This window comes from Paenibacillus lignilyticus, assembly GCF_017942085.1.
Taxonomy (GTDB): Bacteria; Bacillota; Bacilli; order Paenibacillales; family Paenibacillaceae; genus Paenibacillus_Z; species Paenibacillus_Z lignilyticus.
Window position 1 is genome coordinate 279910 of the sequence record NZ_JAGKSP010000002.1, and the last position, 21951, is coordinate 301860.

Genomic DNA, 21951 nt, shown 5'->3' on the forward strand with positions numbered 1-21951 from the left:
TGGTGACCCGTAGGGGACTCGAACCCCTGTTACCTCCGTGAAAGGGAGGTGTCTTAACCACTTGACCAACGGGCCTAATCTTCGTCGTTTTTCGACATGCTTTTCAAACGACAAGTGTTATTATATCTAAACCATACAGCAATAGCAAGCATTATTTTTATTTTTATTTCAGTTCTTCTATCTTACAATTATGCCCAAACCGCCTAATACTATGTGCACCGATACGTTCCCCTAATATGCTACTAACTATTCCATATTAGCTTGTTTTTCTTTCGCACATCTGAGTACACTAGTACTAATAAAGGAGGAGAAACAAATTGACCACCACTACCACTGCGAATATGGAAATCGGAATAAGCACGTTCTTAGAAGCAACCAATGATCTAACAACCGGTAAAGCCGTAAACCATGCGGAAAGACTGCGGCATGCGGTTGAAGAAATCGTTCTCGCCGATCAAGTCGGACTGGATGTCTACGGGGTTGGGGAGCATCATCGCGCAGATTACGCCGGCTCCGCGCCGGCTATCGTGCTTGCAGCTGCCGCCGCGATGACGAAACGCATCCGGCTCACAAGCGCGGTGACGGTGCTATCCTCGGACGATCCTGTCCGCGTCTATCAAGCCTTCTCAACGCTGGACGGCATTTCGAACGGGCGCGCTGAGATTATGGCCGGCCGCGGTTCGTTTATCGAATCGTTCCCGCTCTTCGGTTATGATCTGCATGACTATGATGAATTATTTGAAGAGAAGCTGGAGCTGCTGCTCGCGATTCGCGCCTCCGAGAAAGTAAGCTGGCGCGGCGGCCATCGCCCGGCCTTCCAAAACCTCGGTGTTTACCCTCGCTCGGTTCAGGATCCGCTTCCGGTTTGGATCGCCAGCGGCGGCAATCCGGAATCCGCGGTCAGAGCCGGCATGCTGGGATTGCCAATTGCGTTTGCGATTATCGGCGGCATGCCGGAGAGCTTCGCGCCACTAGTCAATCTCTACAAGGAAGCGGCAGCTCGCGCCGGCCATGATCCGGCCAAGCTGCAAATCGCGACACATTCCCATGGCTTCGTCAGCGATACGACGGAACAAGCCGCTGATGCCTTCTTCCTCCCGACCCAAGCCCAAATGAACGTTATCGGGCGTGAGCGCGGTTGGTCCCAGCCTTACAGCCGCGCCACTTTCGATGCAGCGCGCAGCCTGCGCGGCGCTCTCTACGTAGGCGATCCGGAATATGTCGCCGAGAAAATCATTCTGCTGCGCAAGAACCTGGGCGTGACGCGTTTCTTCCTTCATGTGAACGTCGGCACAATGCCTCATAAAGAAACACTTCGCGCGATAGAGCTGCTTGGCACGAAAGTAGCGCCTATCGTGCGCGAGGAGCTTGCTCGACTGGAAGGATAAAATAAGAGCGTGCCTATTCTCGCAAGTGACTTCTGCGAGAATGGGCACGCTCTTTATTCTTCCATGATGCGATAGGGTTTTACTATAACCTCACCATCTGCACTAGCATGCACATGGGAGATCTCTGTGACTGCATTTAGATTTAAAGCTCCATACAGATGCGGGAACAGTTGGTTCATTTCATATAAGTCTTCATATATAAGCTCGGCTTCGGTTGCCGTTTCATCAATCTCAAGCAGAAGCAAATCATCAACACCTTGAAACAGCATATTGGCGAGCAGATTAATTTGTTCCCGCGTGCAGCAGTGTATGAAACCATCGGCAGCGATACTTTGCGGTTCATATTTAGGTTGTTCGCTTGCTGCAATCCACTCATGCTTACGTATAAAATGATAAATCATCCCGAACTCTCCTTATTGCCAATTGTCCCTCTAAACAGAAGAAAAACCCTTGAATCATCAAGGGTTAATCTAGGGAATGCGGTCGGAGGGATTTGAACCCTCACGCCTTGTGAGCGCCACCCCCTCAAGATGGTGTGTCTGCCGTTCCACCACGACCGCGAAGTGATATGTGATTGTCCATATCGAGAATGAAAATGGTGACCCGTAGGGGACTCGAACCCCTGTTACCTCCGTGAAAGGGAGGTGTCTTAACCACTTGACCAACGGGCCTTTTGTTGCAAGCTCCCTCTCGCTGCTAACGAGATTGGAGAATTGAATGTCCACTAATAAGTGCGTTCCATTCAAAAGAAATGGCGGAGAGAGAGGGATTCGAACCCTCGCACCACTTACGCAGTCTAACCCCTTAGCAGAGGGTCCCCTTGAGCCACTTGGGTATCTCTCCAAAAGTAATGGCTCCCCGAACAGGACTCGAACCTGTGACAACTCGATTAACAGTCGAGTGCTCTACCAACTGAGCTATCAGGGAATAGTAATGAGTGACAAGAAATAATGTATCATGTCTTAGAATTGAAGTCAAGCCTATAAAGCAACAAAATTCCACGGCATTTTCCGCATGCATAGCGGCGCGGATCGGTCTTTCTTTTGCGCAAATATTCAGTCCCGCAGCTGCGGCAAACAAGCTTAAATCGATAGGGTTCCTGCTTGCGTTTTACCCCTTCGGGCAGAGATTTGCAGAATCGCGTCCCGCCTACTTTCGCGAGCAGCTGCTTGAAATCCGCATCTCGATGCTGGTATCCCCGCTTCAATATATGCAAATGATAATGGCATAGCTCGTGCTTGATGATTTTCTCGGTCTCTTCTTCACCATAGTTGCTTAATTGATGAGGGCTGATCTCGATATTGTGCGTCTTCGTAAAATAGCGTCCTCCCGTAGACTTCAATCTTCCGTTAAAGGTCGCTTGATGCCGAAACGGAATCCCGAAATATTGCAAGGAAACCCGTTCCACCCATTCCTGTAGCTGATTATCCTGCATCTGATGAACTCCCTTGAATTTGTAACCTCATAATACTTGAATTTTAAAGGACGAATACGCTACACTGTCAAGTAGTAAAGATGAATATCATCGATGATGATTGGTTTATTGAGGGGGAGAAGCTATCATGCCAGAAATGCGTTATATCATAATGAAAAGCGGACAAGACATCTCGTTCGTGGAAATGCCTGCCTCGCATGCGTACCAATTAAGCGCGCTTAATTTGCGCCTGCATAAAGAAATCGACAAGCTCACCGCTTCCGAGGTGCCGGTACTGCCCTACGCGATTGCAGAGTGTGCGGATGCAGAGCTTCATGACAAATCCATTGTCATCCACTCCGGTCTTGACTACATGAATCAATTGGAGAAGGATTTCTCATCCGTTCAAGAGAAATCGTATCCGCTTATCTCGCTGCTCACCGAAATTCGTGCTTTGCAGGCACAATTAGAGCAGTGGTACGAGGAAGAACTCGACATGTAAGCTTCCGCTTCGCGGGTTTTTGCAAAAACTTGAACATTCGCGCCAGTTGGACCTGCACGGACATTCGCCCACTTCCATACACTTATTAGTACAACAAGTGATGGCTGGAAGGAGGGCGAAGCTATGCCGCAATGGCTGTGCAATCAACTGATGCGCGCTTTTCTGAAGAAAGACCATAGGCAAATTCGTCTATTGAACGATTGCTGGTATTTCTACCGTACGAGTCAACGGCCTGACGAGGATTCCGCAAGCTTGTAAGCGATTTGTAGAAAAAGGGTGCTATCTCTTTGCAGTGACGCTAATGTCGTGACTGCTCGAAGATAACACCCTTTTTGCCGTTAATCCGGTTTGCGCATCGTCAAACTGACTCTGCCTTTCTTAAGATCGACGCTAAGCACCCAAACGGTAACGGTATCCCCTACGGATACGACATCCATCGGATGTTTCACGAATTTGTTGCTCAGCTGCGAAATATGGACAAGTCCGTCATTTTTAATGCCGATATCCACGAACGCTCCGAAGTCGATTACGTTGCGTACCGTGCCGTGAAGCTCCATACCCGGCGCCAGATCCTCGATGCTAAGCACATCCGTGTGGAATATCGGAGCCGGCAGCTCTTCACGCGGATCTCTACCCGGACGCAGCAGGCTGTCCACGATATCTCTCAGCGTCGGCACGCCGACACCCAGTGTCCGTGCAACCTCTTCGGTATTAATGGCAGAAATGGCCGCTTTGAACGCTTCTGTTCCCAATTGATCCAGCTTCAAGCCAATCGCCCCGCAGAGCTTATCTACGACCGCATAAGATTCGGGATGAATCGGCGTACGATCGAGCGGATTGCTGCTCTCCGGGATTCGGATAAAGCCGATGCACTGCTCGTAGGTTTTGGCACCGAGTCTTGGCACGCTCTGCAAAGTCTTGCGATCGCTGAACTTGCCTTTCTCCTCGCGATACTTCACGATGTTCTTCGCCGTTGTTGCATTGATCCCGGCAACGTAAGACAGCAGCGACGGAGACGCAGTATTCACATCGACGCCGACATGGTTAACCGCAGATTCCACGACGCCGCCAAGCGTCTCTTCCAAGCGTTTCTGGCTGACATCATGCTGATACTGGCCAACGCCGATCGCTTTGGGCTCGATCTTCACGAGCTCAGCAAGCGGATCCTGCAAACGACGCGCAATCGAAACCGCGCTTCGCTCGGCAACATCCAGCTTCGGGAATTCCTCCGCAGCAAGCTTGGACGCCGAGTAAACGCTCGCCCCCGCTTCATTAACGATTATATATTTGAGTGCATCCGCTCCAGTGAGTTTGGCTTTCTTGCGTTTACCGATTAGCTCCGCGATGAATTGCTCCGTTTCGCGTGAAGCTGTACCGTTCCCGATGACGATAAGCTCGACTTTGTATTGGTCGATCAGGCCGCCGATCAGCTTCTCGGCCTCGGCTACTTTATTGTGCGGCGCCGTCGGGTAGGAAACTGCTACTTCCAGCAGCTTGCCCGTTTCATCGATGACAGCCAGCTTACAGCCTGTCCGGAAGGCCGGGTCAACGCCAAGCACGACATTGCCGCGAACCGGCGGTTGAAGCAGCAAATTGCGCAGGTTTGTCGAGAAGATGCTGATCGCATGCTCTTCCGCTTTGTCCGTCAATTCGCCGCGCACTTCGCGCTCGATCGATGGAGCGATTAATCTCTTGTAAGCATCCTCAATCGTTTGCAGCAAGATGGTGCGGATAGCGGGCGCTGTCTGCGGGCGGATCAATTGGCGGTCTATATAGTCATGGACTTTATCCGCCTGCAGCTCCAAGGTGACCCGAAGCACTTCTTCACGCTCCGCGCGGTTGATGGCAAGCGTACGATGCGGCGGCAGCTTCTTCAGCGGCTCTTGGTATGCATAATACATCTCGTACACCGTCTCCTGCTTCGCATCCTTCGCTTCGGTCCGCATAATGCCTTGATCGAACGTATAGCGGCGCACCCATGCGCGAATCTTGGCATCATCGGCAAGCTGCTCGGCAATGATGTCCATTGCGCCTTGAAGGGCGTCTTCGGCTGTCGGAACGCCTTTTGCTTCGTCTATGTAACGTGCAGCCTCGCGTGCCGGATCTGCTTGACGCGGCTGTGACAGCAGCCACTGCGCCAGCGGCTCCAAACCACGCTCCTTCGCTACGCTCGCACGGGTTTTTCTCTTCTGGCGGTAGGGCCGGTACAGATCTTCGATCTCCTGCAGCTTCACGGAGGCGATAATGGAGCCGCGCAGCTCTTCCGTCAGCTTCCCCTGCTCCTCGATCAGTCGAATAACTTCACGCTTGCGGCTCTCCAGGTTACGCATGTATTGCAGCTTCTCTTCGATGCCCCGAAGCTCATTCTCATCCAGTTCACCGGTCATTTCCTTCCGATACCTCGCGATAAAAGGAATCGTATTTCCTTCATCAAGCAGTGATACCGCCGATTTCACTTTGCCAAGGGGCAGGTTCAGCTCCGCGGACACCCGTTTGACGATACGCTCCTGTTCCGCTGCTTTCTCTTCAGGCGACAGCTCGATCTTGCCGGCCCCGTTTCCCTCAAGCTCTTCATCCTTCAACTTCTGTTTCGTTTCAGCCACGCTTCAATTCCTCCATCAATTAACGGAATAGAACCCTTAAGGCCAGCTGTTAAGCCGGCACAAAAGGGTTGTTTGCCATTTCATAACCAATTGTCGTCTGCGGACCGTGTCCGGGATATACCCGAACCGCAGGGTCCAGCTTGTATAGCTTCAAACGGATGGAATCGTACAAATCGCGTTCCTTCCCGCCGGGCAAGTCGCTGCGACCAACGGATTGCTTGAAGAGAACATCGCCGCTGATCAGATGCTCGCCGCACAGCAAACTGACGCTGCCAGGCGAATGTCCCGGCGTGTGCAGAATGCTGAACGTATGTCCAATCAGCTCCAGCTTCTGCCCTTCGGACAGCCCGAATTCGGCAGGCTCCGTCGTCAGCGGCTCCGTTACATCCGCCCAGCGGGCAGAGCCGTTCTTGCGTGCATCCGTCAGCCAGTCCGCTTCGGCATCATGCAGATAAACCGGACAGCCGAAGACGCGGCGCAGCTCGTCAACGCCAGCCATATGGTCGAAATGCGCATGCGTCAAAACAATTGCTTCAATAATAAGTCCGCGCTCGCGGATCCGCTCAATGAGCCGCTTCGGCCCCATGCCGGGATCAATGACGAAAGCGCGCTTGCCGGTTTCCTCGGTGAGAAGGTAACAGTTCGTTTGCAGAGGACCCAGCGTAAATGTCTCTATCTTGAACATAACGATTAGACCGATGCCAACAGCGTGCGCAGCTCTTTAATGATGTCTTGCTGATACGCCGTACCTTCACCGTATCGGCGGCCCATTTCTTGACGCGCGATGGCGATCTTCTCTTGGTAATCGGCAGCTTCGTGGTCCGGATTCGCCAGTTTGAACGCTGTCATCGGCTCCTGCACGTACGCAGAACGCGGACCCCATTGGCCAAGTACATGACCGCCTGTATCTGCAATGATCACGATCGGAATTGCCCGTCCGCCCATGGTCAGAAACTCATCCATCGTTTCCATATGCTCTTCAATAATAAGGACGTCAATAGGCATGCCTGTCAGTTCCATCGCTTTGAAAATAACCGGTACATTGCGAACGACATCGCCGCACCACTCCGCCATTAGAATCAAACAGCGCAGATCGTCGCGGTTGTTGATCGATTCGAAGAACTCGCGATCATCCTCGCTTGCCCATTCAAAGCGGTTTCCCCAATCTTGAAACGCTTCTTTATTTTTTTGCATGGAATCCAGAAATTGCTGAGGACTAATGCCTTTGTTCAGCTTGCTTGCTACATTCTTGGCCATTAGAAATTGCCTCCTTTGGAATCGTATTCCTAAACTACATTGTATCAAATGTTTCTGCCTGCGCACAAACCTTCCGGTACTAAATGGACTTCCCTTTGCGTTTCATCACTTTAAACAGTACGTACACGATCAGCAGCGCAAGCGCGATGAGAATAGCCGGCTGTACGTAAGGAGCCGCTTTATCGTCGATATTATGCCAGTTCGCGCCTAGCGAACGGCCCAAGTAAACGAACAGAATCGACCATGGAATGGAGGCCAGCGCAGTAAGCACGGTAAATCGCATGAAGGACATCCGCGCCATCCCGGCAGGAATGGAGATTACCTGACGCATGACCGGAACAAACCTTGCGGTAAATACAATCCCTGACCCGTAGCGCAGAAACCACCGTTCGGCGATGTCGAGATGCTTCGGTTTGATTTTGATGAATTTGCCGTACTTCTCAAAGAATGGTCTGCCTGCATAGCGTCCGATTGCATAGAGGATCCATTGCTGTGCTACTGCGCCAATCGTACCGAATATGACTGCACCGAGAAAAGAAATCTTGCCTTCATGCACCAAGTAGCCGGCATAGCCCAGAACAATTTCACTCGGGATAACTTCGATCATGAGGCCGATGACAATTCCAAAATACCCTAAGCCCTCTATCCATTGCAGCAATGAATCAACCATTTCATGAAACCAGGCCACTCCGTCAACTCCTATCATTTCCTGTATTGAAGCTTATCGATTTCCAGCCGGAAACGAAGCCTCTCTTACGATATTCTAGCATACTTCCCTACCTCGCCTCCACCGCAGGCATTCATGGCCAAGCCTACGCATAGACTAGCTGTAACTTTTGAAGGAAAGCTGGGTGAGCTTAAATGTCGAATATTTTTGTCGTCAGCAGAAAACAGCTCTGGTTATTCACCCTATTGGTTCTCATCATCATCCTTGCGGCCGCAAGTTTAAGGTGGAACCATGTCAGAACGGCAAGCGCCTTGCAGCAGGAGTCGCGCGTCTATCAACTTGTAACCGGAGAGTTCAAAACCAAAACCGATGACGGTAAGGAGCTGGAGGTATACCGCTTCGATCCCGGCTCCCTCGTCGTGAATAAAGGCGAGCATGTCGAGCTGCGCATTACGGGCATTAACGGAAAATCGCATCCTTTCGTCATTCAGGAGCTTGGCATTAAAGGAGAAGTGAATAAGGGCAAAACGACGGTGGTGCGCTTCACTGCCGACCAACGCGGAACCTATCCGATTGTCTGTTTGAGCCACACGTCGCTGACGAACGGCGGGCCGATGATAGGGTATATTGTGGTGCAGTAGGCTGCGGGAGTGCAGGAACGCGAAAGGATAACGGGCATTTGGGGACTGTGACCAGTATGTGCATTTGTGCATATATAGGGGGTAGAGAGGAGTCGGTTACGATGAAACCTTCCACCCAGAAGCACACCTCGGAGTACCCTTCCGCACGGAAAATCAGACGCGCTTGCGAGAATGAGCTTTACCGCACCGTGAAACGGCTTGGCGTGTACATTCCCAAGGACAAAATGGAGCTTGCCGAGAAGCTCTATGTACAAAAGGTTTATCTCAATCTGCAGTGGATTCATGAGCATGCCAGCAACCGGAAGCTGCTGTCCGACTGGTTCGACGAGAACGTCAGCGCGGATATCGCCGCGTTATGGGAAGTGGATCAGCCTAAGCTGTGTACGGCATTCCGCGATGCCTTCGGAGGATGATGACCGCCTCTCCCGCCCCTGTTTCTCGCGCCGCAGCAGCACGTCCCGAAACATAAACAGCAGCACAGCTCTCTCTGAGGAGCCGTGCTGCTGTTGTCGTTAATGAGAGTTTTGCGCAGGGGATGATCTGACTTAGCCAATGATTGCATAGGTTTGGACACCGGATGGAATGGTACGCGTACGAAACAGGACACCGTTCGAATTAAAGGTGCGGATCGTGTAAGTAACATTCGTCAACGTGCCGATGTTGTTAAAGCGAACGACGCCAAAAGAGTCGAACGAAGCTGTGGCGACGACCTGGTTGTTCCGGAACAAGCGAGCAAAAAAGCCGGTTGTCAGGAACGGCACGCCGTTTTGAGCTACCCAAACAACCGTTAGACGACTGAAAGTCGGACCTGTAGTTGTGGTTTCATTTAATGTTTTGGGCACGGTTGTCCGGATGACTTTACCGGAGCTTGGCAAATAATATTTCGGTCTGACGCGTGATAATGCCATAAGCATCACTCCTTTCGGGGGTTGCTTACAGCTTATGCCGAGCCTGACGGGGAAGAGTGGACAATCCTCACGGGCGATGAGCCTGTTTTGATAACTAAACCCAGGTCCGCGTACTATTAATCCTCATCTTCTCTTTGAAGGCTTGTTCCAGATCGATACCCAGCATATTCGCCAGATCGAAAATATTCCAGACCACATCATACATCTCGTGGCCCAGGTTTTCTTTACGCTCCGCATCCGGATGGAACGAGACGGACAGCACCTCTTTGGCCAGCTCTCCGACTTCTGTCATTAAGTACAACATCCTCTGCTCGATGGAGCTCTGGTCGAACCCTTTGAGCGCGCTCCATTCTTTCACATACTGCTGAAATTCGGCTGTATTCATAGGTGGAACTATCCTTTCTATATGTGAAATTGTGCAAGTAAAAATGTACTACTTGAAAGAGGTGCAACAGAAAAGATATTGTTTAGCTCGACGTTGGTTCGAGCTGCTTGAGCAGCAGGCGGCTTTGATCCGCCGCTGCCTGGGACTCAGCCGTGACGGCAAACTTGCGGCCGTTCACGCCGGGGTTGTTCTTCTGCGCCTCATACGCTTCGAAGAAGGCGATCGCCGTCTGCGCGGCCAGCCTTGCATCCGCGAGGCGCGAAGCAGCTCGCATGCCATCGGCGAGCTGCGCCATCGTGACGACCGCGTCCGTCTGCTTGTCGCGGTCGTAACGATCATAGTGCAAGGCGAGGCGCCAATACGCCGCCGCGCCGTGCACATCGCTCTGCTCGGCCGCAGCCTCGCCGAGCGCCCACAAGAGCGGCACGGACTGCGGCTCATAGCGCAGTCCGGCCGCCAGCAGCACCGCCCGTTCCGGCGGCGATGCCAGTGCGGCAAGCTCGAGTCGAATCCGCGTCCAATACGGATTCAACCCGAGCGCCGCGCGAAGCGCGGCTGTTTGCGCAGCAGCACTGCGAGCGGCTGACACAGCCGCCTCGCGGTACTGCGCGGCGCGGTCGAACCGCACGCTGAACACAGCGGCGGCGGTGAGACTTGCTGCGGCCGCGACAAGCAGCGCGGTCCGCAGCTGTCGCAGCGGCGGAGCTACGCGAATGGCCCGCTTGCGCTTGACCTCTCCCATAGGTTCGCCCGAATAGTAGACCACCCAGCTGAGCAGCAAGAGCCAATAATACCCGAAGGACATATCGAAATCCACCGCCGCATGCAGCAGCAGCACGCTAATCGGCAGAAGCCCGATCGGATTCGACCGCCATACGCCGCGCAGCAGGACAAATAAGACCGCAGCAGCAATCAACAGCCCTATAAGCCCAAGATCAAGCGCAAATTCAATATAACCGCTGTGTACTTCATTCCCAACATAAGGAGCTGTCTGCACTTGGGTAAACAACATCCGCCATGTGTCGCCGCCACGGCCGAAGAACGGCGCTTCCTTCATGAGCAGCCAGGCATCCTTATAAAATAACCCGCGCGCGCCGGCCGTCTGAAACCCGCCGCTTAAACGTCCTTGAATAACCGATGGCAGGAGCATCACCATGCCAAATAATCCTGCAAGCCAGCATCCCCATGCGATTCGGCTGAGCAGCTGTTCACGTCCTCTTGCCTGCATCCACCTCAAGACAATAAATCCGGCAGGTGCAGCCACACCTATCAGAATCAGCAATAGGGTCTCTTGCGATGTTGCCCCCTCCTGCACAAACTTGCTCGAACCAACACCGGCATCCCCACTGCGTAAACCTGCATGAACGACGGCTCGATAGGCAGCCCCGCCGCTAATCAATGCCCAGCCGCTATAGATAAGCCACGTGATGCGCTCCTTACCGCGCAGCAGCAGGAGGCCGCCAACCCATGCCAGTGCGGTCACGAGCCAAGCTCCCCTGGATTCGGTCAGCAGAAGTACTAAGACAGCCGGCACCACCCCTGCTGCAGCCCCGATAAACGACGATACTGCTGCCTTTCCCCTTATTAGCAAAAGCAAATAGAATAAGAGATAGGCACCTGCTACGGCACCTAAGAAATTCGGATATTGCATGAACCCGGATAAACGCGCTCCAACAGCGGATAGTCTTGCATCGCCGGTAGTCATGATGATTTCGGGAAAAGCGATCCACCCCATCCAACCCGCGATCGCTCCCAGGATTACGAAAGCGCCGGAGCCCTGAATGGCCGCAGAAAGCCACATCAGGCGGTGCTGCCGCACAGCCGTATCGGAGCTGGAACTGAACCAGCTGTACAAGGTGATAGCAAAAGCCGTGTAAGCCGTCCATCGCAAAGCCTCATCGAAGCTGCCTAACATGGAAGCAGGACGATGGATAAGCGCCACTGCATATAACAGCGCAATCGCAAGCAGTCCATAGAACGCCGCCGGCGCGCTCTTCCTAAGCCGCGTATCCGCTTTCCGAGAATGAGCCGCTAAATCTGCTCCTACTATGAACAAGCAGACGACGATAAGGATGGATTCCCACCGATAAAAGATTGGATCAAAGAACATGCCGTAATGATAAGCCGAACCGGCCAGCACGATCGCCACGGCCAGCGCAGCTAATCCCGTCAGCCCACTTCGCATAACCACTTCCCCTTTTGCTTAAGCCCCGTCGCACTCTTTTTCGTTATTTTTCCAATTGTACCATAATTGAAGAGCTGACTAAAAAAAGAAGACGCTGCCGGATCACCATCATCCGTTCAGACGCCTTCTTATGCCAGCAACGCCGAAATCACGTTTATCTGCTCTTCTTAGCCGATGCCTTCTCCTGCTTAAGCTTGAAATAGGCTTCAATCTGCATGCGCAGCAAATACGCCCGAAGCGCCCTCTGCTGCTGCTCGTCTAACTCTTGAAAGCGAGCCCCGTAAAACTTCCACTCGCTTCCATCATCCTTGCGGATAATTTCTATTTTACACTCCAGCTTAAAACCCAGTGATAAGCTCGTCATGAGGATATCCCCATTCGCGAGTGTCGGAGGGCTCATTAAGGAAAAACCTATGCCGGTGTTGCTTATATTTCTTAGCTCTATATCGAAGCTGTCTGTCGCTTCTATCGTCAATTTCTCCCCTTTGGAGCTTTCTACCTCTTGCGAGTACGTTCGCGAAATCGTGCCTCTTGCCTCGATATCAATACGCGGTGATTCCCGCTTCTCATCCAGTCCCGCCAGTGAACGGACCGGAAAAATAACCGCGATGGAACCTTCCGCCTTGGCAATAATCGTCGATTGCAGACGGTGGATGCCGACAGGTGAATACACGGTTAAGCTAACCGGCTCTCCGAGCTCGAAGTTCTTGAACTCCGTAAGCTCGATTTCCATCATTTCGCCTTCTGCATGGGCCAGTACGCCTGTAGCAACATACCCTTCTTTCTCAACCATAGTACGGCTGTGCAGCAATGCCTTCATAGCAAAGGTAGGTTTATTACTGAAGCCAATTCTTTCATTCATGCTTGACACATCCATTCCCCCTTTACATATGAAGAAACACTCCGGCAACCTCAGTACGATGCATAAAAACAGAAAAAGCGCTTCCTCATACAAGAACGGAGCCGCTTCAGTACCCCGAGACAGACTCGGGTGTTCATTTCGGCAGTCAGGCTGTCATTCGTTCGCTACTTCATAATAAGCGGACATTAGACCCTTTAACTTTGCGTCCTTATCTTTCGATAAGTTTGCCAGTATCGATGATATGCAGTTGTCAGCAGTATGCTAACCTGCCTACAGTTCCTTCACGATCATTAACTTATGTTGGTCTTTGAGGTCGATCTGATAGGCTGAAGCAGGGGCAGTTCCGTCAGACTCTCGGATAATCCGAACCGTTGGACGATGAACCGCGAGCGGATCGTTCATAGCTACGACAGCAACTTGCCCTGAACTGAGCAGTACCGTTGTTGAGACCGGATAAATCGAAATATGCTTGCAGAAAACTTTGATCAATTCTAAATCAAAATAGGTGTTTCCCGCAGCAAACAAAAACTCGATCGCTTCCGATGGGGTATATCGTTTCCGATGCGGCCTTGGAGAGGTAAGCGCATCGTATACGTCTGCGATTGCGACGATTTGAGCGTATTCATGAATGGCCTCCCGCTTAAGCTTGCGAGGATAGCCTGTGCCATCGTAGCGCTCATGATGCTGAAGCGCGCAGTGTGCCGAGAGTAAACTAATATCATGCTGCGCTCTTATAATGTTGAAGCCATCCTCGGTATGCTTCTCCATGAGCATCCGCTCGCTTGGCGTTAATGCGGACGTCTTGGTCAGAATCTCTTTGGGCAGCCGCGTCATGCCGATATCGAATAACATCGCACCCATGCCAAGCTCTTCGAGCTGCGTACGGTTATACCCTCTGGCCAACCCCATGATGCCTGCCAGTATCGTGACATTCAAGGAATGGTGGAACAAGTAGCTGTCCGCCACGTGAATGTTGGTCAAGCTGACCATAACATCTTCACGCCTAATGAGATCCTGCATAATATCGCCGAATACTTTACGGAAGGTGCGGCCAAGCTCAGGGGCAATCGTTCGCCCTTTTGTCACCTGTTGGTCCATTAGCGAATTCATCGTCTTGTAAATCGTATCCGATGCCGCTTTGTGCGTGCTGTCTTGAATAGCCGTTGTCGGCTCTAAACCCTCTGTCAGGGGATCATCAATGAAAAGCATGTCGATGCCTAAACCAGCCAATCTGTCGATAAATCGTTGATTTAACTCCACACCGGCGCCTAGCAATATGTTCCCATTCTCCTGCAAAATAGGGCGAGCTAACTTTTCTCCCGGCTTAACGGAGTTGATGTGAACTTTTCTCATCGGTGTTTCATCCCGCCTTTACCGCTTGCTCACGGATTAAGCTTGCAACGCTGCCGGTTCGGTCAACTGGGCTTTACGGACATATTTCTCTGCGTACATCCGTTTGTCAGCAGCTTGCAGCAGCTGGCCAATCTCCATGCCGTGCTCCGGAAATGAAGCATGGCCAACCGAAATCGACAGCCGTAATCCGGTTCGCAATGAAATGCTAAAGAGCTGTTCGTGAATTAGCTTTACGATTCGATCGATTCCTTTGTCATCTGCATAGGGACAAATAATGATGAATTCATCGCCGCCCCAGCGGCCGATAATTTCACCGTAGGTTGCGCATGCCTTAAGTGCTCCTGCGATCAGCGCCAGAGCTTGATCGCCTTGGCTGTGGCCCAAACGGTCGTTTACCTCTTTGAAATCATTGACATCCAGCATCATGACCGTCATTTTCTTCCGTTTGCGGTTCGCCTTAGCCGCCAGCTTCTTGAAATTCGTCTCGATGAATCTCCGATTATACAGGCCGGTTAAACTGTCCTGTATAGAAGCTTCCTTCAAACGGTCATATTGGAGTCCTAAGAGAAAGCCAATAGGCAGGGCTGCCGCTGCGAAAGCGGCAGTACCGATTAGAACAGCGAGCGGCGTAGGTGTCTTACTTGCAAGCAGGCATAAACTCGCTGTAGCCAGTGTTGCTCCACATGATGCCGCACATGCTGTAAGACGTCCATTACGCGCCATTCGCAGTCCCCCCCTTATAAATTAACGACCCGATTACGACCGTTGTCTTTGGCTCTGTACAATGCGGAATCCACCTTCGAGAACAAATCTCTTATGTATCCTTTGACATCTTCAATCTGCAGATCAGACTGCTCTTCCACCACAAGCATTCCCATGCTAATGGTTACGGATACCGGAGAACGCCCTCTTCCAATCGCAATCTCATTGTTCTGGACAACCTCACGAATACGCTGGGCAAGCATGTCTGCCTGCTCTCTGTTTGTATGAGGCAAATAGACCGTAAACTCTTCGCCGCCGTAACGTGCCAATATATCTGTTCTGCGAAGTGCTCCGCGAACGGCATCGGCCGTTCTTCGGATGACTTCGTCACCGATCACATGACCGTACGTATCGTTGACGAGCTTGAACAAATCAATATCAAACAATAACAGCGCAAACGGAATCTTGTAACGGACATTCGTCAGCACCTCATGCTCCAGCTGCTGCATCAGAAATCTGCGGTTAAAGCAGCCTGTCAGGCTGTCTGTAATCGCCAGCTGCTCCAGCTTGCGATTCGCTTGAAACAGCTCGTCCTGCATAAAGATGAGCGCACGATTGCGCTCTTGCATGGAGGCATATTGCTCCTGCGATTTGAAGATCAGAGACTTAAGCTCGGAAATCTCTTGAAACGTGATGACTTTGCCGATTCTGCCTTCATTCACAACAATCGGCCCGACATGCAGAGAGAAGTACTGCTTGCGCGAGCTGTCCTGCTCAATCATGATTTCGGTTTGGATACGTTTATAAGGATCCGTCCTGTACGAGTACAGAAACTCATCTTCATTCCCTTTATCGATATTAAACCAAGAAAGCAGCTCCTCCATATTGAGCGTATCGCCTATAAAAATTTGAAGGCGAGGGCTGACGATCCGGTTCATTTCAATAACATTGTCATGCTCATCCAGCACGATAATGCCTACGGACAACGTATCCATTACATCTTGCTGCGCAATCTTCACCAAGTCGAACGAACGATGCTTCTTCAAGGAGAATACGAAATACAGATCGGACAGCACGATGCCAAGCGACGTCAGACCGGGGATAACAGGCAGCCATGGATCAAGAATGACGTTCAATACCAGATCCAGCAATGGAAACGCCATCATAATAAATATGCCTGTCAGCGCATTGGCGATTCGTACCCGATCCTGCGGCAGCTTACGTGAATGATAAGCTCTCAGTAAGATGCGAACCGTATAGATGTAATACGAAATTAACAAGCCTACCATTATCCAGAAAATAGGACCATAGACCCTCTCGGCATAAGTACTATCCACCGTGGAAACAAAACTATCCCACGGATTCCATAACACGCCGACCGATATGAGTACGGATGGCAGCAGCATATAAATGAGGGTCTTGCGACTCGGCCTGTAACTGACGTTCACCAGGAATTTCGTAAACAGGAGCCACCCAAAGCCAAGCATCGATAAACCAACAAAGGAAATATTAATGTATATGATCTGGAGGTGTGGTTGATCCGTTATGTGGACGCCGACTTGACCGAGGGGCCAAATCATCATGAAGAAGTGAAATAGCAGATAGACCTTATGCTGTGTTGTGATTACATTAAATGCAAATACATAGATGAAAATGGTGAATAAAAAAAGAAATAGGCTCAAATCCAGCCCTGTCATTAGTCCCATTCGCTTCACCCAAATCACAATCATATTATTAAACGTATAGAAGAACTGGGACAATCTACTTACAAGTAACTATATTCTATCATACTGTTTAATTAATCGACAATAAACTTGTTATCTTTATTGACATGGAGAAAAAAATTATTTACTCGCTTGCTTTAACCGTTCGCCAAGCGCTTGCTCCAAGTAAGGTTTCACCTGCAGCATATCGCGGAAGACGACATATTCCTGCCATTTGCGCGCCGAATCAGCTGTTCCTCCTGCTGTACGTACTGCCCGAATCAGCATATTTTTCGGTGTATGCTCCGGATCGATAAACTCCAGCAGCTGCGTGCGATAGCCCAGCACTTCCAAGAGCTGCGTGCGGATGGCATCCGTCGCAAGCGCAGAGAACCGCTCCTTGAGCAGACCATGCGACAGAAGAGGTGACATCGCCTCGTTCTGAATTTGCCGAAACAGCTCATGCTGGCAGCATGGTACGCTAAGAATGACGGAAGCCCCCCATTCTACCGCTTTTACCAGAGCCGCATCCGTCGCCGTATCGCAAGCATGCAGCGTGACGACCATATCCACTTTGGATTGATCCTTGTACTGCGCAATATCACCGACTTGGAATTTCAATTTATCGTAACCGAGCTTCCGTGCAAGCTCAGAGCAGAATGCGATGACATCGGCCTTCAGATCGAGCCCGACCACCGAGATGCTTCGCTGCTGCTTCACAGCCAGCAAATGATAGAGGGCAAACGTCAAATAGGACTTGCCGCAGCCGAAGTCCACAATCGTAATTTCGCGATCCGTCGGCAGATGCGGAAGCACATCGGTAACCATCTCCAAGAATCGGTTGATCTGACGAAACTTATCCTGTTTCTTCGCGATCACTTGACCATCCTTGGTCATAATGCCCAGCTCGACCATGAACGGCGCTGCTTCTCCCTCTTGCACGACACGCTGCTTCTGCCTGTTATGCGACAGCGATTCCGGCTCTGATTTTGCCGTAGCAGGTTTCGCGACAATCGCTGCTTTACCTTTCTTCGAGAACAGCACCTGTACATCTGCGTCATTGGTCTTGAACAACGCTTGCCGGTAATGCTGCTCCAGCCAAGCTGCAATCCGCTCCGCGGCATCCGCTTGCGGCACATTTTCATGCGTCACTTTATTGTCGATATAATATTGAAATTGATAGTGCAGCGTTCCCTTGAGCTCAATCGGACGAATGACCGTCTTAGCCGGCACTTGACCGTCCTTGCGGCGCAGCTGGCTGAAGGTCGCCTGCCTCAGCTGCCCGCTGCCCACCCACTGCTCAATATCCGATTGCCATTGTTCCTTGCTTTCCATCTGTGTCCATTCAGCTCCTAAGCTTGCGTCGATTGTTGCCTCATACGTTCTAACCCTTCATTCACCTCATCGCGAGGTAAGCCGCCTTGCAGAAGCGACTCGTCCGGCAGCAACAGCAGTCGACGATAGAATTCTACCGCTTCTTCTGTCTCAATTGCCCCATCCTCCGCAAGCTCATGCAGTACATTCTCGGCCTCGTCATAGCGCCCGTCGCTTTCATGCCACTCCCACATCAGCAGCTTCGTTTCTCTTGGCAGCTCATAGATACCAAGCTTCGTTTCGAGCTCTGCCGCTTCCTCCGAAGGCGTGCGCAGAAGCGCAGGCGCATCCAGAATAGCTAACCGCATGAAGAGATGGAAAGCTTTCAGCTGCAGCGGATACCCCTGCTCCTGCCTGCCGAGCTCGGTAAGGATGTCGGCTTCTTCCTTAATTAACAGCGCTACCGCATGCAGATTGGCGGTTTCTACGATTCCGTTCGTCGTCATCATGCGAACCAGATCGGCATCCGACAGCTGACGAATCAGCTTCCCGTTCATCCGAAACTGCCGATCGAGCAGCTCGTCAATGACAAGGAGCGCCTCCTCTTGCTTGCGCTGCTGTCTCAGCCCCATGACTTGGCCGACTACTTCGCTCATCTGCTCAATCATCCGCATAAAATAATCCCTTTGAAACAACGGTCGCATCCCCTCTCCACTCATGCTTTGCCGCTTAAAGCGACTTCAAAAACGCGATCATCTCATGAACCAGCTGCTCCGGCGCTTCGATCATGCTCATATGACCGGAACCTTCTAGAAGTGCCTGCGTGACATGCGGCCCATCTACCGTAAACGTGTTTGCGGGAGCGATGACGCCATCTTCGGATCCTGCAACAAGCAGCCGCGGCACATCCAGTCCTTCCAGCACTCCGGTCCGATCGGGGCGTGCCTTCATTCCGAGCGCTGTCGCCGCCGCTCCGGCTGCGGACGTCCCTCGTCCAATCTCGATCATATCCGATATGGCCGCAGCCATCGTTTCTTTATGAGCCGGCGCAAACAGCTTCGGAACCAATCCCTCTACAAAAGGGGCGATACCGTCGGCAAGCAGCGCTTTCGCCGCTTTATCTCGGTTTCCTTTGGCTTCCTCGCTGTCTGGCTTGGCGGTAGAGTGCACGAGTGCAAACGACTTCAGCAGCTCCGGATGCCGTTCCGCGAAAGCGAGCGACACGTAACCGCCGAGCGAATGTCCGAATAAACAGATGCGCTCGATGCCAAGCTCGCTCACAAGCACGAAGAGATCCTCTGCGAACTGCTCCATTTCGTAGGGAGACTGGTCCGGGGCCGTGCTCCCGCCATGACCGCGAAGATCCGGCGCAATTACACGCCCATGGGTCGATAGCGCGGACACTACCTCTACCCAATAGGCAGAGCTTCCGCAGAATCCATGCAAGAGTACAATAGCCGTATCGGCCGTCGATTCGCCGGCTTGCGGTGTGGAATCATAATAAGCTATCGTTTGACCATTCGGTAATTGAAAGGCGTTATTCGCCAGAGAAAGCGGCTTCTTCGTCATGCGGCTTCTTCCCTTCTCATTCAACTCTAAAAACGTCCATACCTCATTTATTGTATCCGCGAGCATGCGAGCCATTCCCATCACTTCGAATAAAGAAGCATGCTGCAGCACCCAATAGGGTTTGACACTGTGCGGCGCTACGATTCCGGCAATGCTGTAATCGCCGATAGGCGGCAGCCGTTTGCCGACCGCCTGCGCCGGGAACAGCGGACCTCTGCCTATCATATAACTGGGCGTTTCATTCTTCTTACCCAAACAGGCATCTATAGCAACCACCGTCATAAATGTCGGGATTTCGGCAACGAGCCTTTCATAGTGATCCGCATCGCAAGGATGCTCCAATGTTCCGATCACATGCGGCCAGCCGGCTTCCTTCAGCATCGTGCCCACCCAAGGACCGAACGAATCGCCCGTAGAGCAATCCGTTCCGATACATACGAAGAGAACCTTCGACCGGTCAGGCTGGAGCATTGCCGCTTCGCGCAGCAGCGCTTCCGCGCCGTCGATGCCTGCGCGCTCCCGGATAACCGGGTCTTCATTTCGGTGTCTGCGCGCTTTCGCCCGACTTCCCATGATGAACGACTCCTTCAAACATAGCTGACTTCATTGTAACGAAATGCTGCTCCCGCTTCAAATCTACCCTATCGGCACGACGAAGCGCTGTCGCCGATTAGCAGCTAGGTTCCAGTACGAGCGGCGTACCATCCGTCTGAATGGCGTCGATACGGCAATTCAGTTTGTTCGCCAGAGCCTGCCAACGCTCATGATGGCCGCTGTCTGTAAAGACGGGCACGAACCCGAGATTCAAGTATGTTTTGACGGCAGGGATACGGAAATCATCGGTGTTCAGCACCGCTCGGGTGAACCCGTCTTGCACCATATGGAGCAGCGCGGCCAGGCTGACATACAGCCCAAGCTTCTTGCCTCCTTGCGATTGCAATAGACCTACCATATGCAAGTAGCCCGTCGATTCCTTGTATTGGGGACGGAACCATGCCGATGCTGTAGCGATCGGCACATTCCGATCATCCGTGATGAACCACACCCGCTCCGGCTTATACGGCTCGTCCGAAGCCATTTCCTTATCGAACGGGTGCTCTCCGCCGAAGGAATCGTTAATGATGCGCTCCCATTCTTTCTCGTCACCCGGCTGCAGGCTGCGTGCAGCATATCCGGGAGGAAGTGAAAGTGCCGGCAATGTGGAAAGATCCTCCCGCACCATAAACAATTGGGATGGATGCTGTTGTTCGCTCATAGGTTGATTGCTCCTTTTTTATAGTTTAATGATCTGATCCTTGAAGGAAGAGCTTGTCTTGAAATTCGGCATGTCGATCGTCCGGCCGCCGTTCATGATCGATAGTTCCGACAGAAGCGCAACCGCTGTCCATTCACAGGCATCATAAACATCGATGGCAGGCTTGCGATTCCCTTTTACCGCTTCTACGAAGTCTTCCACGATAAAATAATCGCCTCCCCAGTGGCCCGCAGCCTTCTGCTCTTCGGTCACGTTCTTATAGCGCTCGGGCAAATAAACGTTGTAATCGCTTAGCGGTCGCCAAGCGGCATGATCCTCCGGATCGCCCATGCTCGCCAGCCAAATTTTATGGGTATCGCCTAAGCCGCGCGGCGCCTCGAAGCTGCCTTTTGTCCCTTGGAGGGTGTAATAGCTCATATTGTGAGGACGCTTCGATATGCAGTCGATTCGCAGCTTAATCAGTTTACCGCTCTCCATCTGGCAAATCGTGATGGAAGTATCCTCTTGGCGAAAACGTTTATCCGTATGCCAGCCTGTTCCGAAGCAGGACACGGATTGAATTCGGTCGCCTTGAAACCACTGCATTACCGGTCCAAGGCTGTGGGTTGGATAGAAGGCACCGCGTTTGCCAAGCTGCCAGTAGCTGCGCCAGGTCGGCTTCGCGCCTTCTGCCATGCCTTCGCGGTTAAACCGCGTAGCCAAACTGCGAACGTCATGCAAGTACTCGCCTTCGCCGAAATAAACATCGCCGAACAATCCTTGCTTGACCATATTCAAAATTTGTTGATTTTGCGGGATATAGCAGTAGTTCTCTGCCATCATGTACACCTTATCCGATGACTCGACCGTTTCCTTCAGCCACCACAGTTCGTCCATCGTGACACCTGCCGTCACTTCGCTCAACACATGTTTGCCGGCTTGCATGGCAGCAATCGTTTGCGGGACATGCAGCTGCATGGGCGTTGAAACGACAACGGCGTCAATATCCGATTCCAGCATATCTTCGAAAACGCGGTAGGTGCGGGGAATACCGTTCTTCGCTGCCGCTTCTTTCACGTAATCGCCATCCAGATCGCAAAGCGCCACTACCTCCGTATCCTCGATGCAGCGAAATCCTTGCAATGTACTCAATCCTCTTGCGCCAACGATACCTACTTTAATCGTCATCTTTCAGCCGCCTCCACATGCCCGATTCTTAATACGAAAACGATTGCCTCAGTTCCCCGAAGCAATCGCTCTATTC

General features: G+C 51.9%; 23 protein-coding genes, 5 tRNA genes and 1 riboswitch. Of the genes, 5 read left to right on the plus strand and 23 right to left on the minus strand.

Annotated features, from left to right (window positions below):
• Positions 1–75 (minus strand) — tRNA-Glu (locus I8J30_RS06430).
• A gap of 266 nt (positions 76–341) precedes the next feature.
• On the opposite strand from I8J30_RS06430, the gene I8J30_RS06435 reads away from it, so the two are divergent.
• Positions 342–1388 carry an LLM class flavin-dependent oxidoreductase gene (locus I8J30_RS06435; protein ID WP_210657533.1) on the plus strand — a complete coding sequence of 349 codons (1047 nt, stop codon included), beginning with the start codon at positions 342–344 and terminating at the stop codon, positions 1386–1388.
• Positions 1389–1441: 53 nt separating this feature from the next.
• Here the strand turns inward: I8J30_RS06435 and I8J30_RS06440 are convergent, their stop codons facing one another.
• From I8J30_RS06440 to I8J30_RS06465, 6 genes are all read right to left on the minus strand, one after another.
• Positions 1442–1789 (minus strand): DUF952 domain-containing protein, encoded by a 348-nt coding sequence (locus I8J30_RS06440; protein ID WP_210656475.1) that lies wholly within the window; start codon positions 1787–1789, stop codon positions 1442–1444.
• A gap of 77 nt (positions 1790–1866) precedes the next feature.
• Positions 1867–1948 (minus strand) — tRNA-Leu (locus I8J30_RS06445).
• A gap of 36 nt (positions 1949–1984) precedes the next feature.
• Positions 1985–2059: transfer RNA gene (locus tag I8J30_RS06450), tRNA-Glu, on the minus strand.
• 81 nt (positions 2060–2140) lie between these two features.
• Positions 2141–2231 (minus strand) — tRNA-Ser (locus I8J30_RS06455).
• 8 nt (positions 2232–2239) lie between these two features.
• A tRNA-Asn gene (locus I8J30_RS06460) sits at positions 2240–2315 on the minus strand.
• A gap of 28 nt (positions 2316–2343) precedes the next feature.
• A complete protein-coding gene (locus I8J30_RS06465; RefSeq protein ID WP_210656478.1) occupies positions 2344–2823 on the minus strand; it encodes a SprT family protein in 480 nt (159 codons plus the stop codon).
• A gap of 127 nt (positions 2824–2950) precedes the next feature.
• On the opposite strand from I8J30_RS06465, the gene I8J30_RS06470 reads away from it, so the two are divergent.
• On the plus strand, positions 2951–3304 hold the full coding sequence (locus tag I8J30_RS06470; RefSeq protein WP_210656480.1) for a hydrolase/acyltransferase: 354 nt from the start codon (positions 2951–2953) through the stop codon (positions 3302–3304).
• A gap of 123 nt (positions 3305–3427) precedes the next feature.
• Entirely contained in the window at positions 3428–3562 is a 135-nt protein-coding gene (cmpA, locus tag I8J30_RS06475) for a cortex morphogenetic protein CmpA (protein ID WP_090984639.1), read from the plus strand.
• Between the two features lie 80 nt (positions 3563–3642).
• On the opposite strand, the gene I8J30_RS06480 is transcribed toward cmpA, so the two are convergent.
• The 4 genes from I8J30_RS06480 to uptA form a co-directional block, all read right to left on the minus strand.
• Entirely contained in the window at positions 3643–5847 is a 2205-nt protein-coding gene (locus tag I8J30_RS06480) for a Tex family protein (protein WP_338044842.1), read from the minus strand.
• 109 nt (positions 5848–5956) lie between these two features.
• The gene (locus I8J30_RS06485; RefSeq protein WP_210656485.1) at positions 5957–6592 is read right to left on the minus strand and encodes an MBL fold metallo-hydrolase; all 636 of its coding nucleotides are present in this window, start codon (positions 6590–6592) and stop codon (positions 5957–5959) included.
• Positions 6593–6597: 5 nt separating this feature from the next.
• Positions 6598–7164 carry a thioredoxin family protein gene (locus I8J30_RS06490; RefSeq protein ID WP_210656487.1) on the minus strand — a complete coding sequence of 189 codons (567 nt, stop codon included), beginning with the start codon at positions 7162–7164 and terminating at the stop codon, positions 6598–6600.
• 79 nt (positions 7165–7243) lie between these two features.
• The gene (gene uptA, locus I8J30_RS06495; RefSeq protein ID WP_210656489.1) at positions 7244–7870 is read right to left on the minus strand and encodes an undecaprenyl phosphate transporter UptA; all 627 of its coding nucleotides are present in this window, start codon (positions 7868–7870) and stop codon (positions 7244–7246) included.
• A gap of 155 nt (positions 7871–8025) precedes the next feature.
• Between uptA and I8J30_RS06500 the strand changes: the two genes are divergently transcribed.
• Complete coding sequence (locus I8J30_RS06500; RefSeq protein ID WP_210656492.1) at positions 8026–8472, plus strand: cupredoxin domain-containing protein; 447 nt, start codon at positions 8026–8028, stop codon at positions 8470–8472.
• Between the two features lie 101 nt (positions 8473–8573).
• Positions 8574–8885: a dehydrogenase gene (locus I8J30_RS06505; RefSeq protein ID WP_210656494.1), complete on the plus strand. Its 312-nt coding sequence runs from the start codon at positions 8574–8576 to the stop codon at positions 8883–8885.
• Between the two features lie 132 nt (positions 8886–9017).
• Here the strand turns inward: I8J30_RS06505 and I8J30_RS06510 are convergent, their stop codons facing one another.
• The 12 genes from I8J30_RS06510 to I8J30_RS06570 all read right to left on the minus strand — a co-directional run bounded on the left by I8J30_RS06510 (position 9018) and on the right by I8J30_RS06570 (position 21875).
• The gene (locus tag I8J30_RS06510; RefSeq protein WP_091221305.1) at positions 9018–9380 is read right to left on the minus strand and encodes a hypothetical protein; all 363 of its coding nucleotides are present in this window, start codon (positions 9378–9380) and stop codon (positions 9018–9020) included.
• Positions 9381–9474: 94 nt separating this feature from the next.
• The gene (locus I8J30_RS06515) at positions 9475–9765 is read right to left on the minus strand and encodes a MazG nucleotide pyrophosphohydrolase domain-containing protein (RefSeq protein WP_210656496.1); all 291 of its coding nucleotides are present in this window, start codon (positions 9763–9765) and stop codon (positions 9475–9477) included.
• An 82-nt stretch (positions 9766–9847) separates the two neighbouring features.
• Entirely contained in the window at positions 9848–11950 is a 2103-nt protein-coding gene (locus tag I8J30_RS06520; RefSeq protein ID WP_210656498.1) for an O-antigen ligase family protein, read from the minus strand.
• Positions 11951–12104: 154 nt separating this feature from the next.
• On the minus strand, positions 12105–12812 hold the full coding sequence (locus I8J30_RS06525; RefSeq protein ID WP_210656500.1) for a PilZ domain-containing protein: 708 nt from the start codon (positions 12810–12812) through the stop codon (positions 12105–12107).
• A gap of 137 nt (positions 12813–12949) precedes the next feature.
• Positions 12950–13051, minus strand: a riboswitch (cyclic di-GMP riboswitch).
• A gap of 31 nt (positions 13052–13082) precedes the next feature.
• Positions 13083–14165 (minus strand): HD-GYP domain-containing protein, encoded by a 1083-nt coding sequence (locus tag I8J30_RS06530; RefSeq protein ID WP_210656502.1) that lies wholly within the window; start codon positions 14163–14165, stop codon positions 13083–13085.
• Positions 14166–14201: 36 nt separating this feature from the next.
• Positions 14202–14888, minus strand: coding sequence for a GGDEF domain-containing protein (locus I8J30_RS06535; RefSeq protein ID WP_210656505.1), 687 nt, complete (start codon positions 14886–14888; stop codon positions 14202–14204).
• A 14-nt stretch (positions 14889–14902) separates the two neighbouring features.
• Complete coding sequence (locus I8J30_RS06540) at positions 14903–16573, minus strand: histidine kinase N-terminal 7TM domain-containing diguanylate cyclase (RefSeq protein ID WP_210656507.1); 1671 nt, start codon at positions 16571–16573, stop codon at positions 14903–14905.
• 138 nt (positions 16574–16711) lie between these two features.
• Positions 16712–17905 (minus strand): class I SAM-dependent methyltransferase, encoded by a 1194-nt coding sequence (locus tag I8J30_RS06545; protein ID WP_210656509.1) that lies wholly within the window; start codon positions 17903–17905, stop codon positions 16712–16714.
• Positions 17906–17922: 17 nt separating this feature from the next.
• Positions 17923–18579, minus strand: coding sequence for a DUF6483 family protein (locus I8J30_RS06550; RefSeq protein WP_210656512.1), 657 nt, complete (start codon positions 18577–18579; stop codon positions 17923–17925).
• Positions 18580–18613: 34 nt separating this feature from the next.
• Positions 18614–20026 (minus strand): spore protease YyaC, encoded by a 1413-nt coding sequence (yyaC, locus tag I8J30_RS33910; protein ID WP_338044826.1) that lies wholly within the window; start codon positions 20024–20026, stop codon positions 18614–18616.
• A gap of 97 nt (positions 20027–20123) precedes the next feature.
• Positions 20124–20708 (minus strand): GNAT family N-acetyltransferase, encoded by a 585-nt coding sequence (locus I8J30_RS06565; RefSeq protein WP_210656514.1) that lies wholly within the window; start codon positions 20706–20708, stop codon positions 20124–20126.
• Between the two features lie 18 nt (positions 20709–20726).
• Complete coding sequence (locus I8J30_RS06570; protein WP_210656516.1) at positions 20727–21875, minus strand: Gfo/Idh/MocA family protein; 1149 nt, start codon at positions 21873–21875, stop codon at positions 20727–20729.
• Positions 21876–21951 lie beyond the last annotated feature (76 nt).